Origin of the sequence: Marinitoga sp. 38H-ov, assembly GCF_011057715.1 — a bacterium.
Classification (GTDB): Bacteria; Thermotogota; Thermotogae; order Petrotogales; family Petrotogaceae; genus Marinitoga.
Window position 1 is genome coordinate 33,318 of sequence record NZ_LNGH01000036.1, and the last position, 16,483, is coordinate 49,800.

The following is a 16,483-nucleotide window of genomic DNA, read 5'->3' on the forward strand; positions in this document are numbered from 1 at the left end:
TTCATCACCTACATTTAATTATATAACAATTTAACAATGAATATAGGTAACAACACTTAATCCATTGCTACCTATATTCCGCTTTTAAACTAATCATATATAATAATAATAATAATAATAATAATAATATTTTATTAAATAATTCACTTAAATTATTCTTAAAGAAGAATTGCGGCTTTTCTAGATAAACCTTTTATTGCTTCTCTTAATCCCATTTTTACTGCTTGTTTCATTAATGCAGCAACTCCACCACTTACAATACCAGCTACTAAAAATCCAGCATCAATCATCCATGCCCACCAAGCAGCGCCTGTTAGGTAATCATAAATTAAATTTCCTGTTGACCAACTTACACCAAGCACTTCAATAATTTTTAACATTTGCCTCCCTCCTTCATTTAAATAATAATGTTAATTATTATGATAATATATTTATACAAATCAACCGGTTGATTATATACAAAATCATAAATTATTAATATTTTTTGAACTAATTGTTCATTTACATCTACAATTAACTCATCTAATACTGTCCTTAACTATTTTAGATACTGTTACATTGTATAGTATTATTGGTTGCACATTATTCATCCCTACTTAAAATGTTAATATTACTACATGCCCAATCTTTTTTAAGTTATTTTTATTTAATAACTTTCCTGTTATTTCATTTCTTTCTCAATAAAATAATATTACTTATTTTTAACTCTTACCCATATCTATATTAAATATAAAATTCTTTTTAAAATTTACAGATAAATTCATCTTATTTTTTGTGAAGATTTATATTATATATATCCAGTCAATAATAAAATTTCTTTTATTTACTACATAATTCTACATATATCTTAACGTTAATCTATCAATAATTCGTGTATAATTCAATTTACATCTAACTTTATTTTGACACATTAAAAGTTACTAAACGTTCATAGCCCCCTTTTTTATTTCTTCTTCATTACTTCTACAAAAGTTGTTTTCCCATCTCTACTCACAACTACCTTATCTATTGTTTCTATCCAAAGCTACTCGTCAAATTTTGTTATTATTTTCCTGTTCTTTTGGTTCCTTTAAAAACTCTAAACTCTTCTCTTCTCTGTACTTTGTTCTAATTGCTTTTTCAATATCATTTCAGTTTCCTTATTTATATTTTCATACTTTTCAACTAAAGCCTGAATTTTCCATTATACTCATCTTAGTCTAAAGCCATATAAAATTATCCAATATTTTTACTTTATATAAATTACTATTATAAAGTATTATTTGTGAAAAAAATCTTAAACTTATATTATCAAAAAAAATTTCATTTTAAAAGATTTGTTTATTCTTTTAAGTTCCTTTGTAAAAGCTCTTGCAAAAAATCAGTAGCTATTGATAATAAATTACTTATGTTAGAAGTATACTTACATATAGTTTTTTATTTTCATTAATATTTCCAATACTCATTTGCAAATTAGTATTTATTTTGTTCGCATAATAAAATGTTTATTTCCGTATTTCCCTGGATAAAATTTAAAGCATCCATGTTACCTTCCGTAGTCATAAATTTAAAGTGAAAAATTCTTTTCCATGGACAAAAAAATTTTACCTTATTTTATTAAAAAAAAAGAATACATTAATTTTATTTTAAATATTGATAAAAATATTATCCAATATTTTAATATTAGAAATTTTTTTCTTAAAAAAAATATATATTTAACTAAAGAAATATCCCATCTTGCCAGATGGGATTTATTATAAGTCAATTTTTTCAATTAATCTAATGTCTCTAGAAGAAGCACCAACCCTAATCTCATATTGTCCATGTTCTAAAATCCAACCTTCATGGTAACTAGATAAATCTTTAATATTTATTTTAATATTAATTTTTTGAAATTCTCCTGGATTTAATAATTTTGTTTTTTCAAATCCTTTAAGTTCTTGGAAAGGTTTATCTATTTTTCCCTTTGGAGCTCGTATATAAATTTGAGAAATTTCTTTTCCTGGGAATCCGCCAATATTTTTTACGTTAAATGAAATAAATAATTTTTCATTATCTTTTTTAATATCTAAATTTGAATATTCAAATTTAGTATATGATAAACCATATCCAAATTCATATAAAGGTTCTTTTTTAAATGTATCAAAATATCTATATCCAACATAAATTCCTTCGTCATATATAACCTCATCTCCATTTACAGGAAATGGTAATGAAGGTAGATCTTCAAATCTTTTTGCAATTGTTAAAGCTAATTTTCCTGATGGAGAATGATTTCCTTTTACAATATCAGCAACAGCTCTTCCCGTTTCTTGGCCTGCTTGCCATATTAGCATTATTCCATCTACAAGTTCTTCCCAAGTTGCCATTTCAATTGGTGATCCAATATTTAAAAGAATACCTACTTTTTTATTTCTCTTTCTAAATTCTTTTGAAACCTCTTTTATTAATTTTATTTCATCATCGTATAAGTAAAAATCTTTAATATCAATATCAAAAAATTCTCCAGATATTCTGCTAATAACTATAATTGCCAAATCATTATTATCGGCGTAATAAGAAATATTATCAATAACGTTTTGGGGTAATCTTGGATATAATGTATGTCCTAAATCATTATGATATGGTTTATATTTTTCTTTTCGTAATTCTTCAATTTTATTTTTATATATATTATATAGTTTTTCATCAAAATCAATATTTTTTTCTTTAAAACCATCAATTATGTTAATTACATACTTTGGATGAGTGTCGCCGCTTCCTAAACCGCCTTTAATTGTTTCAATTTGAGCTGTACCAAATACAGCTACTTTTTTATCTTTTATAGGAAAAACATCATTATTTTTTAATAACACAATTCCTTCTAATGCAGCATTATATGCTGTTTTTGCATGTTCATCTAAATTAGGATTATTTGAATAATTATAATTATTATATTTAGGTGTTTTTATAACTAAATTCAATAAGTTTCTTATAGCTTCATCAATATCTTCTTCAGTTAATATACCTTCATTTAATCCTTTTTTTATTTCTTCTCTTTCATCAATTCTATAATTTAAGACTTGATAAGATTTTCCTGGCATAATTAAATCATTTCCGGCTTTTACTTGATGTGCTCCAGAATCACCTGCAAACCAATCGCTCATTACTAAACCATCAAATCCCCATTCTTCTCTTAAAATCTTTTTTATTAAGTACTCGCTTTGAGAACAATAATATCCATTAACCTTATTATATGCTGTCATAACTGTCCAAGGTTTTGCTTTTAATGCAATTTCAAAACTTTTTAAATATATTTCTCTTAATGCTCTTTCTGAAACAATAGTATCTATTTTCATTCTATTTGTTTCCTGATTGTTTGCAACAAAATGTTTAATAGATGTTCCAACTCCTTTTGATTGAACTCCTTCAACAAAGCTAGCTGCCATTTCTCCAGAAACAAGCGGATCTTCAGAATAATATTCAAAGTTTCTACCACCTAATGGATTCCTTTGAATATTTAAAGCAGGGGCTAATAATACATCAACACCATATTCTTTAGTTTCTTCCCCCATTGCTTCTCCAACTTCTCTAAGAATGTCTCTATTCCAAGTTGAAGCTAACATAGATTCAATAGGGAATGAAGTTGCATAGTATTTATTATTTTCTCTATCAGGGAAAATTCTTAAACCGGCAGGGCCGTCAGCTAGATAAATATCTGGTAATCCCTTAACCCCACGAATAATTCCTACTGTTCCTCTAACTTCAACATCATCATTACCAAATTGACCAGGTAATCCTGGACCAACTATAAAATCTAGTTTTTCATCTAATGTCATGTTATTAATAAAATCTTCAATATTCATTATTAATCCTCCTCACACTATTTCTTTCAATTAAGGTTGTTGGAAGAACAACGTTTTTAGGTAATCTCTTTCTCTTATTTGTAATTCTTTCAATTAATATTTCTGTAGCTGTTATGCCTATTTCTTCTCTAGGTTGCTTAATTGTAGTAAGTTTTGGATTTACAAATTCAGCAAAAGGAGAATCGTCAAATCCAATAATAGAAACATCATCTGGTATTTTATAACCATAGCTTTTTAAAGCATCCATTGCACCAAACGCGGTCCAGTCATTAACGGCAAAAACAGCTGTAAAGTTTAAAGGATTTTTTGCTAAATATGAATAAATTGCATCACTTCCGTCATTTGGATTATATCCTTCAGTTTCAGAAAAAATAACATTCAAATCAGATTTTTTATACATAAATTTTCTGATCCCTTTTAATCTTTCAATAGCTGCAGGAGAATTATTAGGACCTCTAATTACAAATATATTTCTATGTCCATTTTTATATAAATATTCAATAGCCTTATATGCTCCACCTTCATTATCTACATTAACAACATCAAAATTGATCTCTTCAACATTAAAATCCATAACCACAATAGGAACTCCGCTGTTAATAAACCTATCAATTAATTTAGTATCTCCATAGAATTCTGCTAAAATTATTCCGTCAACTTTTCTTTTAAAATATTGATCAAGAATATTTTTTTCATTTAAAGGGTCATTTTTTGGAATAGCCAACATTATGTCAAAACCCTTTTCATATGCAAAACTTTCAATTGCCATAACAATATCGCTATAATGATAACCTCTAATATCCGGCACTAAAACACCTATAGTTTTGAATAATATATTATTACTAAAAGAAGGTTTTGGCTTATAATTTAATTTTTTAATAGCTTTTAAAACTCTTTTTCGTGTTTCAGCAGAAACATTTTCACTTCCATTTAATACGCGTGAAACCGTCGCAACAGAAACATTTGAAAGTTTAGCAACATCTTTTATATTTGCCATAATATCACCTCAAAATTAATCCTCTTTTTTTTGCCAAACTTTTATATAGTCCACATACATTTTTGCAGGAAACTTTGTTCTATAATCAGGATATCCGGGCCAATTTCCACCAACAGCTAGATTTACTATAAAAAAGAAATAGTTATCAAATACCCAATTTAATCCTCTTTTCTTTATAACATCTTTTTTTACTGTTGAATAAACATTTCCATCAACTAAAAAAGATATTTGATTTTCATCCCATTCTAAGCCAAATGTGTGAAAATTATCTACAAAATTTGAATCATAATCTGTATATTTTCTTGATATTCCATTTTTCCCAGAGTATCCTGGACCATGAACTGTACCGTATACAGAATATTTATCATGACCTAAAAATTCTACTATATCAATTTCTCCACACAATGGCCAACCAACATAAGTAATATTATTTCCTAGTAACCAAATTGCAGGCCATAATCCTTTTCCAAAAGGAAATTTTGCTCTAGCTTCAATTTTTCCATATTTTATTTTAAACTTACCTTGAGTTTTTATTCTGCTAGAAGTATAATTATATGAGCCAAATGAATCATATTTTTTTTCTTTTTTAGCTTCAATTACTAAATAACCATTTTCTATATATGCATTATCTTCTGTATAATATTGTAATTCATTATTTCCCCATCCTGGATTTCTAGGGTGTCCATTACCAATTTCAAATTTCCAAATATCAGTGTTAATTTCATTAAAATCTTCTTTCCAAACTAGCTCCCAATTTGACATTCCATCATCTCCATAAATAAATCTATTGGTGCATCCTAATAATGGTAAAATAATTATGAGTAAAAACACTAATTTTTTCATAAAATCACTCCCCGGTAATTCCAGCTTTTTCAATACTTTCAATAAATTGCCTTTGTAAGAATAAATAAGTAATTAATAGCGGTAAAATAGTTATTAATGTCGCAGCCATTCTTATACCTTCATTTAATCTATTAGTAGAGTTTCCAATCTGTGATGGAAACATTTCAGCGTATTTTGCTACAAAGTCTCTTAATGCAAGAGGTAATGTTTTTAATGAATTTCCAACAAGTAATCCTGATAGCAATGTTTCATTCCAATACCATACTAAAGAGAATATAAAAGTTGTAACAATAGCTGGGATTGATAATGGTAGCATTATCTTCCAAAAGATTTGAGTTTGTGTTGCCCCATCAATTTCAGCAGCTTCATCTAATGCCCTTGGTAACATACTAAAGAAATTGTAATATAACAATATGAAAATTGTACTTTTTATACCTTGACCAAATAAGGTTGGTAAAAATGATGCCAATGGTGTACCTGCAATTTTTAGTCTACTAAATAACATATACTTTGTAACTAAGGTAGTTTGTGCTGGAATTAAAAATGTTAATAATACTAATACAAAAAATAATTTTTTTAAAGGGAATTCAAATCTTGCCAAACCATATGCTATTATTGCAGTACTTAAAGTTTGTAAAATAGCTGGTACTAAAGATAAATAAACACTATTAAAAAATGTTTTGGTTACTTCTAAAACATCAAAAGCTAATCTAAAGTTTCTCAATGAAGGATGTACTGGTAACCATCTAATTGTGGGATTTATTAAATCTTCAGAGCTCATGAAACTAGTAGAAATCATATAAAGCATAGGATATAAATATGCATATCCAACGCCTATTAATATTACATAGATTAATATTTTTGTGTTTAAATATCTTTTTGCATTTAAATATTTTCTATATTTCATACTCTACGCCTCTCTTTTAATAAAAGATATGTAATCGCAATAATAATCGCAATAGATATAAAATAAATCCATGATAATGCAGATGAATAAGAGTATGGTTTATCAATGTCAAACATATGCATAGTTATAACTCCATTGATAGAATTATTAGCAAATGAAGCGAGTTCCATTATTGTATATATAGCATTTACAAGTATAAAAGGTCTTATTAAAGGTAAAGTAATTTTCCAAAAAATTATCCATGAATTAGCGCCATCGATCTTTGCAGCTTCATATACACTTGAGTTGATTTTTTGCAAACCTGCTAAAAAGAATATAATTTGAACCCCTGAAAACCATAGTATTAATACTAAATTATCAAACATATACAAAAAAGGGAAACTTATTCTATCTGGTAAAGTAGTGAAAAATTTATAAATGAAATATTTACCTGGATCTACAATTCTAGCAGCATTATTTGAAACTAATTCTGAAACAACTGGACCACTAATTATAACAACAGGTAAAAAATACAATAATCTAAAAAATGCTCTAGCTTTAATTTGTGAGTTTAAAAGAATAGCTATTATTAATGAAAATATAAGTATTAATGGAACTGATAATATTATATTTATTAAAGTATCTGTTAAAGCAATAGGGAAATTAATATCACCTCTAAAAGCATATAAATAATGTTTTAAACCAACAAATGTTGATTCAATTCCTGTTGATTTGAATTTAACATTGAAAAAACTCAAATATAATGAATAAAAAAATGGATATGCAGTAAAAAATATGAATCCTATTATCCAAGGAGAAAAAAACAAATATCCAAAAAATGCTTTTTTAGTTTTCATTTTCATAATTATTAACCCCTTCATTAATAATTTTCCATGATTCTGCTTTAACTATAATATTAGTATTATATGCATAATCATTATTAGTATAATTAATAATTATAGATTTTCCATTATCATATGTATTTTTTACCACTCCATCTGTTAATACAATTCTGTTTATAATATAATGCCCTCTGAATTCACTTAAAGCTGAATTAATTTCGTTATATATATTTATTATAGTATCTTTCCAATCATCATATTTTGTTGAAGGATAATCAGCTAAAGCAGTATTTCTTAAAAGATAATTATCAATTTCTGTAATTATAAATGATGGATAAGCACCAAAATCAATAGTTTTTAATATATCCAATCTAGAAAAAAATCCTACATTCATATATGGAGTAAAGTAATCAATATATCCGCTTAAAATAATTTGTAAAAACGGAACAGTATCAGTTTCATATATATATTGACTATTATTCATTGGAATATTTAAAAATCCTTTAATATATTTCCATAAGTAATCATTTGGAGAATATAATAATAAATTATTATTTGAGTAATTTTCTATAGTGTTTATAATTAATCTTTTTGCTTCATCTCTAAATATTTTTTCATCAACATGTAAGTTTCCGTATAATTTGTTTCCAAAATATTTAACTGCAAAATTATTTATTCCATTGTTATTAAACATTTCAAATTTTTCTTTTAAATATTTATTAGCAAGTTTAATATTTGTATAAAAGGATCTATAATACCATAATTGTTTATTATCCCTATCTTCATATATAGGGTATTGAGATAGATTTATTCCAGCTTCATTTCCTTTGTTTATTTGTAAATCGTTAACCTTAGTTACATTATTTACAAAGAAAATATTTGAATTATTTTTAGCATATTCAATTATTTCTCTATTGTATACTTTATTTTGTTTTATTTTATTTCCATGTGCGCCGTTTTTTTGCCAGCCATCAATTAATATCAATTTGTTTTCAATATTTAATTCATTTAATGATTTTAAGAACTCCAAAGAAGAGGTTTTTAAATTTGAAAAACCTAATAGCTTTTTTTCTATATCATTTAAAACTATTTCTAAAGCTAAAGGTATTTTTTTATTAATTTCTTTATTTTCAACATTATTGAACAGTAATTTTTTATATTTTTTTGCAATACCAACATAATTAGCATCATCGCCAGTTAAAAAGTATAAGCTTAATTTAGCATCAAAACTATTTTTTTCTTTTTGTGCAATTTGAACACCATTTCCACTTCTGCTTGTTGGTTGTAAATATTTTTGCCTATAAATAAATTTAACAGATGCCCAATTATAACCGCTAAGTGCTCCACTTGGATATGCAACAATTGAAGAGTATTCGGCTCCAGAATTAATCACACTAAAAAATGCATTTTGATTAACTCCATGAACTATTCCATATACAGGTACATGTATTATAGGTTCTTCTTTTAAAAAATCATTTGGCCTATTTACATTTAAATTATTAGCAAAGGCTAAATTTTCTATGCCATAATCTTTTCCGTAAACTCTTTTTTCAAACCAATTTGAATAATTTTTTTCTTTAGAAAACCTTATTAATGCTCCAGCACCGTCAGGTAATAATATATACCCAGGTATTTCATCTTCATTAACTGCTCCTAAAAATGGCATTATATATACAGAACCTAATTTAAACTCTTTTTCTTCGATAATTGAATCTTTAGGTAAATAAAATTCCAAATGATCATTTTTTAAATATAAAAATAAATTAAATTTAATACCTAATTCTTCTGAAAAAATATCCCATTTAATACCATTATCAATTATTTCTTCTTTTGAATCTATACCTGTTATATAACTTAATGATTTATCATCAAAATATTCTATACCAATAATTGAAGATGCTATATTAGACCAAATTTTGTTTAATCCTGTTAAATTATCAGGATTGCCCCATATATATCCGCTTTTTTTATTCTTAATTCTTATATCTTTTCCATTTGTATATATTTCAAAATATTCATTTTCTAAAACTAATGTGTAATTTTCTAAACTCAATGAATTTTTTACCTTAGCTAAATTATCAACCTTAGTGTATCTATTTGATGAATAAACTTCAGAAAAGGAAATTGTAGTAATTAATAAAACAATTAATACTATAATTTTTGATTTTATTATTCTTAACTTTTCATATGATAATTTTGTAAATATATTTTTAGCGAGCATGGTATAAAACCTCCTGAACAATACTATATATGGTTTCAAATATTTGATCCCATAGCATGAAAACTATTGAGTAAATTAGAATAATAACTAAAATCCAAACTAATGATAATAAAATACTTTTGATAGTACCTCCAGCACTATAGTGATGAGTTTCTTGTATTCCTAAAAATAGCACTATAAATGTCCAAACAATAATAAATAATGATGAAAATTGAATTAAGAAACTTTCATTAAATGTTAGGCCATAAGACAATAAAATTACAAATGGTTGTAAAAGTATATAAGGAGCAAATGAATATGCAGTAAATATATAAATATTTTTTAAAGTACCTTTTCCATCATTTATAGAACTTACTAAATAATTAGAGAAAACAAATAATATAGTTGGTCCTAAAGCTACAAACATTACATAAAATACAGATCTTTCTGAAGTGTTTAGATTAAATATAAAACTTCTACCCATATAATCAAAAACCACAACTAATGCAAAAATAAAGTATATTATTGTAGCAGATAATATACTTCCATGTGTTCCTTTCTTTAAATAGTAAAAACTATCTATAGGATGTTTTAGAAGATTTTTTATGTATAATATATCATTAATCAATCTGGATTTTATTTTTTTCTTTTTAAATTTTATAATTTTAAATTCTAATAATATGTATATTAAAATAATTATAGCTAATATATGAGGAATATATTTTTGAAGAAAGGAATTTCTTATTTCCCAAAATGCTTCAGAATATCCTTCTCTATTAGAAGCTATCTTAAAATGTTTTGCTGCAAGTTCATAATTTTTTTCTTGAAAATATGCTTTTGCAATTCCATTATGAGCAATATTTATATACCCATCATATTTTAAAACGTTTTGCCATATGTCTTTACTTTCTAAATATTTACCTTGTACATAGAAATCTAAGGCTTGATGAATTAAGTCTGCATATATAGATGGTGTAAAAACATGAACTAATCCACTATCTCTATCTAACACATAGATATTGTTATTTTCATCAACGCTAATAGCAGTAGCAACTGAAATTAAACCATTTTTTTCTGATGAAATAGCTCTTCCACCAAAAGAAAAAATAAGTCTTCCTTCAGAGTCATATTCATATATTAAACCTGTTTCAGTTAATGCATATATTCTTCCTGAATTGTCTACCGCTAAGTCAACAAAGTTTTTTTCATCTATCATACCATTTTTTCTTGAAAGGTATAATATATTATTTCCTATAGTATTATGTTTTTTAATAGCATCTCCACCGGATTTTCTTGTTACTGTATAAACTAAACCTTTTTTGTCAATTGTTAAGTTATTGTATGGCCTAGGAATTCTACTTAACAATTTTGATTTTTGTTCTTCTGAATAAAAAATATCTAAAATTTTATCTAAGAAACCAAAATAAGTTTTATTTGATCCGAAAAATCCAAGAAATTCACCATTTTTATCAAGCTGGATAATCCCATCTGATGAACCTTCACTAACAATATAAATATTCCCTCTTTTATCAACAACTAATTTTTTTGGTTTAAATTTATTATTTTTACCAAATAAAATACTTTTAGGTCTTCCAATTCTTTTGACTTCTTCACCATAATGATCAAATATAACAACTTCTGATGTACCAGGATCAGCTACATAAATATATTCATCGGTAACAAATACTCCTGAAGGTGTAAATAACGACCAGGCACCAATTTCTTCATAATTTTTATTTTTCATATCATATACTAATATTCTTGCATTACCGCTATCTGCAATATACATTTTATTATTATATATATACATATCTTGAGGATAATATAAATCTAAGTCTCCAAATAATACCTCACTAACTATATATGCATCTTGAGTAACCTTCCATTGATTGTTTTTACTCAAAGAGTAAGTTAAAAAAGTATTATTACTAGAAAAAGAAATTATTATTAATAATATAATCAAATTGAATAATATTAATCTTTTCACAACAACTCCTCCTATTTCAATCCACTATGAGCCATAGTATTCATAACTTTGGATTGCATGAAAATAAATAGAATTAAATTAGGAACAAACATAATTAAACTAGCAGCAGCTGCAATACCTTGACCAGCAACAGTGTTTCCAGTTAAAGCAGTTAAATTGGTTACATAAAATGCAAAGGTTTTTAAATTTTCATTGTTTATATAATAAATAGATGCTTCTGCACTATTCCATGCAGCTTGGAAAGCTAATATACCAACAGTTGCAATAGCTGGTTTTAACAATGGAATGACAATATTAAATATTATATTTAAATCTGATGCTCCATCAATATATGCAGCTTCTATTAATGCATCAGGTATTTGATCTATAAACTGTTTAATTAAAAATACACCTATAGGCATAGCTAATAATGATAGTATATTAATCCAAAATGTATCAATTAATCCCATCTTTTGAATGATTAAATATCTAGGTATAATAACTGCAGTAGGAACAAACATTAAAGCTAAATTATTTAAAGAAAAAATTATATTTTTTGATTTAAATTTCTTTTTAGATAAGCCATAACCAGCTAATACAGAAATAATTATTGTCAAAATAACAGTTGCAATAGCTGTTAATATACTGTTTATTAAATATCTACTAATAGGGATAGAAGAGCCCTGAGTCATTCTAAAAAGTTCGAAAAAATTATCCAAAGTTGGTTTTCTAACTAAAAATCTAGGTGGATATAAATATAATTCATCCATAGGTTTAAACGCTTGTGAAAAGATGAATATAATAGGTAATAGCATAACAAAAGAAATAGGAATTAAAATTAAATGATATTTTATTTGACTTTTATGAAATGATTGTGGATTATTTTTGGCTTTAATCATATAAATACCTCCTATTCGCCAAATAACTTCCAAGAAATCCTGGAGAATATATAAATTATAATTAAAAGAGCTACTGAAACTGCTGAAGCATATCCCATTTCATACCTTAAAAATCCATAATCTTCAATATGATTTACAATTAATTGCCCTGCATATTGAGGAGTAGGATTAGTACCAGATAATGCAACACCAATTCCTGCTGATGTAAAAGTATAAACTATTGACATAACAGCTCCAAATAACATTTGTGGTTTCATAGCAGGAATAGTAATATATATAATTTCTTGGAATCTATTTTTTAAACCATCAATATATGCTGCTTCATACAATGACTCGTCAATATTCAAAATACCTGCCAACATAGCTAAGAATCCAACACCCATACTACTCCAAAGAGAAACAATAATCATAATTGTTAATAGATGATCAGGAGATTGAAGCCATTGTACTGGTTTATCAATTAATCCTAAACTTAAAAGTAAAGCATTTAAATAACCTTGTTGATCTCCGTTGAATAAAACTCTCCATAGAACGGACATTGTTACACCAGCTGTTAAAGATGGAGAATATAATATTAATGCATATATTGTTCTAGGAATTTTAGGTAATTGAGCAATTAACCAGGCTAAAATAAAAGATAACATATATCCACCTGGTCCAACAATTAAAGAGAATTTAATAGTATTTGGTAATACTTTTTGCATAAAAATTTCGTCTCTTGTTAATAATGTAATATAGTTTTGAAATCCAATAATTTTAGGTGGTTGAATAGTGTTAAAATATGTGAATGATAAGAAAATTGCTACAAATATTGGTAATAGTATAAAAGCAAAAAATAAAATCAAATATGGAGATAAAATTAACCAGTGATTTTTTTTATTCATTGTTCCACCTCTCAAGTAAATCGAAAATAGAATCATACATTGGATAATCTTTTATAACTTTACCATCCTGTATATATCCAAATTCAGTAAGTTTTCTTTCAAGTTCTCTATTTATTAATATTTCAGATCTATCTATAGAAGGTCTTAATTCTTTTCCTTCGATAACAACCATGTTCCATATATTACTTACTTCTCTTTCTGTCATATATCCACCAGGATGCCTTTGAACTTCTCTAATCCATTTCCATTGCTCAACAATTGTTTGTTTGTGTTTTTCAGGGAAATAGTCTAATTCTTTAAATGCTGAAATATTCGCTGTGTTCCACATATATTCAGGTCCATATCTATTTACTAATGCTTTTGCGTATTTTACTTGAGTTTCTTTAGAAAGCCACCATTTTAAGAATAGCCACGCTTGTTCTTTTTTATTTGAAGATTTAAATATAACATCTGCTCTATCACTTGAAACTTGGTATCTATATACATCATTTCCTATTTTAACACCAGGCGATGGAGCAATATCCCATAAACCATATATTTCATCAGCAGCATTTGTAAGTAGATTATAATTGTTAAATTCCGAAATTCCAATTGGTATTCTTCCATATCTAAATTCATTATAGAAACTAGCAACCTGTTCTGGAAGTCCATAAATTGAATATAATTCAGTCATTAGTTCAAAACCTTTTATTGAATTTTCATCACTAATGGCAGCTTTTAGACCATTCTTTGAATAAATCCTTCCTTTATTTTGAAATATAAAAGGTGCTGTAGTATTAAAATATTTTGTAGTTTGTTCTGATAAAGGAATAAAGAAATTCATACCTCTACGTTGTAATTCTGGCAAAATCTTTTTCACATCATCCCATGTATTAGGAATAGGAATATTTAATTTATTCAATATATCCTTTCTATACATTAAAATATAAAAGTTTTGAGTTTCAGTAACTCCATAAATTTTATCTTCTATAACCATTGGTAATAATGTTTCTAAATTATAATCATTTCTCAAAGTAGGAATAAAATCTTTGAAATTAGATAGTGGATATAATGCGCCTCTGATAGCAAGTTCAAAAGGTATCCAACTACTAATACTTAATGCAATATCAGGAGAATTACCTGCTGCACTAGCTAAAATTAGCTTTTGTTCATTTTGCATAATTGAAAGTTTAACATTAATTCCATATTTTTTTGTAAAATCAGAATCAATTAAATATTGTAATGTCTCAACATATTGTACAGGTCTATTTACCCAAACATTTAATGTATTTTCTTCAACTTCTTCATATACAGAATAACTTTCATTTTTATTTAATAATGATAAATATAATTTATACAATTCTTCATATGCAGAAATTAATAAACTATTGTAATTTAGATCAGGAAATTTTGTGAAAACATATATTTTATCTAAACCTATTGGTTGTTCTTTTAGTTTTAAAGCCAAATTTGACAATCTTTGAGACATTGATGCTGAACCTTCGCTAATAACATCTAAATAAAAAGGAATTCTTTCTGGTTCCTTTAAAATATCTTTTATTAATTCAGCAGAAACCATTAAATCAGAAATTGATGATCTACTATCTTCACCTAAAAGGTTTATTAATTCATTATACTTTTCTTCTAATTCTTTTGATAATGAAGATAAATCATCAACAATAGTAGGTATATACTTCACAATATCCCATGTTCTATTTGGATCAAAATTATTTCCAATTAATTTTCTAATATCTAATCCCAAATTTTGTAAATATTTTACTTTTTCGGTTAGGAAGGTAATATATTTTTCATATGGACCTGTAGTCACTTCCATCGAAATAATATGTTTTCCTTTTTCTAGATAAAAATAAAATGGAGCATCATTACCTAGAATTTCATCTTTCCAATTATATCCAGTATATTTAAAAGGATATTGACTTAACTCTTTGAACAAAACTTCGCCATCAATAGCAATTTTCCTAAAGGAAGGTATTCCTTTATTTGTTGTTTGAATATATCTAAAACCAATATTATATAATCCACTTTCTTGAACATTAAATGTCCAAAAAACTGATTGTCCAGAAAGAGAAAATGATTTTTCTAAAATATGATTTAATTTTTTCTTTCTAATCTCATATGGAGTAATTTGAGATGTTTGTAAATTACCTATACTTATTAAAGAATCAGATTTTAAAGCTAATTCTTCAGCTTCAAGAATTATAGTAGAATCATGAATAGGTTTGTTTTCATATTCTTTTATGTACTCTGAATATGAAACTAAATTTTCTTTTTTCTTTAAAAAGATTCTTTTTATTTGTATAGGAGATTTTAAATTTCTAATTGTTAGCGTATTATTATTTTTGAAATAAAAGAATAAATTATTTTTTATTCTTTTACCATCTTTTACTAAAGAAATATTGTATTTTAATTGTATTTGATTTGGAACAATTTCATTTCCATATCTATCTAAATCAATATTGTTTTCATAATAAGAGTAATTATCTATTGAGGATAAATAATATTCGCTGTTATTTATTTTTATTTCTAAAGATCCATTATTTGAAGTATTATTTAAATATGAATATTCTAAAATTAATTCATATTCTCCTTCTTCGTTTATGTTTATATTAAAAGTTTTTTCTTCATCGGTGTTAATTAAAATATTTCCTTCGAAAACATTAATTATATTTTTTGGAATAATGTTTTCGAAATTTACTAATTTTTCATTGTTAGAAATTATGTATTTGTTAATTGAACTAATAAAATTATTATAATTATTTCTCCCTATATAAAATAAAAAAATAGAAATAATAAGGAAAATAGAAAAAAACACACCAATGTATATAATTGTTTTTTTCACAGAATTACCTCCTCGTGTATAATGTTTTCATATAATTAATAAATCTGATATTTATTTTTAAAAAAATAATTCTAACTCTGAGTTATTATATAACTAAAGTAATTCTGTCACCTCCTGCACTTAAGTGCCTTGAATAGTCTGACTAACTTTGGTATATAAGTTGAATTGCTACCGGAGAATGAGCTATAGCTCTTACATATAACGAGGCTCTTTTCTTATATACCCAGAGTTAGAATCTAATTCTGAAAGGTTGTGTTTCTATGTTGTTTGTTGGTATCGATGTTTCTAAAGATAAACTTGATT

General features: G+C 25.8%; 11 protein-coding genes. All 11 read right to left on the minus strand.

The window, feature by feature from the left end; translation table 11 throughout:
* Positions 1–158: 158 nt before the first annotated feature.
* Complete coding sequence (locus tag AS160_RS09080; protein ID WP_165147979.1) at positions 159–380, minus strand: hypothetical protein; 222 nt, start codon at positions 378–380, stop codon at positions 159–161.
* Between the two features lie 1,353 nt (positions 381–1,733).
* Complete coding sequence (locus AS160_RS09085) at positions 1,734–3,824, minus strand: beta-glucosidase (protein ID WP_165147982.1); 2,091 nt, start codon at positions 3,822–3,824, stop codon at positions 1,734–1,736.
* Complete coding sequence (locus tag AS160_RS09090; protein ID WP_165147985.1) at positions 3,814–4,821, minus strand: LacI family DNA-binding transcriptional regulator; 1,008 nt, start codon at positions 4,819–4,821, stop codon at positions 3,814–3,816. Before AS160_RS09090 ends, AS160_RS09085 begins: the two co-directional genes overlap by 11 nt.
* A gap of 15 nt (positions 4,822–4,836) precedes the next feature.
* Positions 4,837–5,664, minus strand: coding sequence for a glycoside hydrolase family 16 protein (locus AS160_RS09095; protein ID WP_165147988.1), 828 nt, complete (start codon positions 5,662–5,664; stop codon positions 4,837–4,839).
* A 4-nt stretch (positions 5,665–5,668) separates the two neighbouring features.
* A complete protein-coding gene (locus AS160_RS09100; RefSeq protein ID WP_165147991.1) occupies positions 5,669–6,571 on the minus strand; it encodes a carbohydrate ABC transporter permease in 903 nt (300 codons plus the stop codon).
* Complete coding sequence (locus AS160_RS09105) at positions 6,568–7,413, minus strand: sugar ABC transporter permease (protein WP_165147994.1); 846 nt, start codon at positions 7,411–7,413, stop codon at positions 6,568–6,570. The genes AS160_RS09100 and AS160_RS09105 overlap by 4 nt, the downstream gene beginning before the upstream one ends.
* The gene (locus AS160_RS09110; RefSeq protein WP_206528158.1) at positions 7,397–9,613 is read right to left on the minus strand and encodes a DUF5696 domain-containing protein; all 2,217 of its coding nucleotides are present in this window, start codon (positions 9,611–9,613) and stop codon (positions 7,397–7,399) included. The genes AS160_RS09105 and AS160_RS09110 overlap by 17 nt, the downstream gene beginning before the upstream one ends.
* Complete coding sequence (locus AS160_RS09115) at positions 9,603–11,579, minus strand: YIP1 family protein (RefSeq protein ID WP_206528159.1); 1,977 nt, start codon at positions 11,577–11,579, stop codon at positions 9,603–9,605. The genes AS160_RS09110 and AS160_RS09115 overlap by 11 nt, the downstream gene beginning before the upstream one ends.
* An 11-nt stretch (positions 11,580–11,590) precedes the next feature.
* Positions 11,591–12,457 carry a carbohydrate ABC transporter permease gene (locus AS160_RS09120; RefSeq protein ID WP_165147997.1) on the minus strand — a complete coding sequence of 289 codons (867 nt, stop codon included), beginning with the start codon at positions 12,455–12,457 and terminating at the stop codon, positions 11,591–11,593.
* Positions 12,458–12,468: 11 nt separating this feature from the next.
* Positions 12,469–13,341 carry a sugar ABC transporter permease gene (locus AS160_RS09125; protein WP_165148000.1) on the minus strand — a complete coding sequence of 291 codons (873 nt, stop codon included), beginning with the start codon at positions 13,339–13,341 and terminating at the stop codon, positions 12,469–12,471.
* The gene (locus tag AS160_RS09130) at positions 13,334–16,180 is read right to left on the minus strand and encodes an extracellular solute-binding protein (protein WP_165148003.1); all 2,847 of its coding nucleotides are present in this window, start codon (positions 16,178–16,180) and stop codon (positions 13,334–13,336) included. Before AS160_RS09130 ends, AS160_RS09125 begins: the two co-directional genes overlap by 8 nt.
* Positions 16,181–16,483: the final 303 nt, after the last annotated feature.

Excerpts from the sequence above, each read along its gene's own strand:
- AS160_RS09080 (WP_165147979.1), bottom strand. The coding sequence starts at position 380 with ATGTTAAAAATTATTGAAGTGCTTGGTGTAAGTTGGTCAACAGGAAAT.
- AS160_RS09085 (WP_165147982.1), bottom strand. The coding sequence starts at position 3,824 with ATGAATATTGAAGATTTTATTAATAACATGACATTAGATGAAAAACTA.
- AS160_RS09090 (WP_165147985.1), bottom strand. The coding sequence starts at position 4,821 with ATGGCAAATATAAAAGATGTTGCTAAACTTTCAAATGTTTCTGTTGCG.
- AS160_RS09095 (WP_165147988.1), bottom strand. The coding sequence starts at position 5,664 with ATGAAAAAATTAGTGTTTTTACTCATAATTATTTTACCATTATTAGGA.
- AS160_RS09100 (WP_165147991.1), bottom strand. The coding sequence starts at position 6,571 with ATGAAATATAGAAAATATTTAAATGCAAAAAGATATTTAAACACAAAA.
- AS160_RS09105 (WP_165147994.1), bottom strand. The coding sequence starts at position 7,413 with ATGAAAATGAAAACTAAAAAAGCATTTTTTGGATATTTGTTTTTTTCT.
- AS160_RS09110 (WP_206528158.1), bottom strand. The coding sequence starts at position 9,613 with ATGCTCGCTAAAAATATATTTACAAAATTATCATATGAAAAGTTAAGA.
- AS160_RS09120 (WP_165147997.1), bottom strand. The coding sequence starts at position 12,457 with ATGATTAAAGCCAAAAATAATCCACAATCATTTCATAAAAGTCAAATA.
- AS160_RS09125 (WP_165148000.1), bottom strand. The coding sequence starts at position 13,341 with ATGAATAAAAAAAATCACTGGTTAATTTTATCTCCATATTTGATTTTA.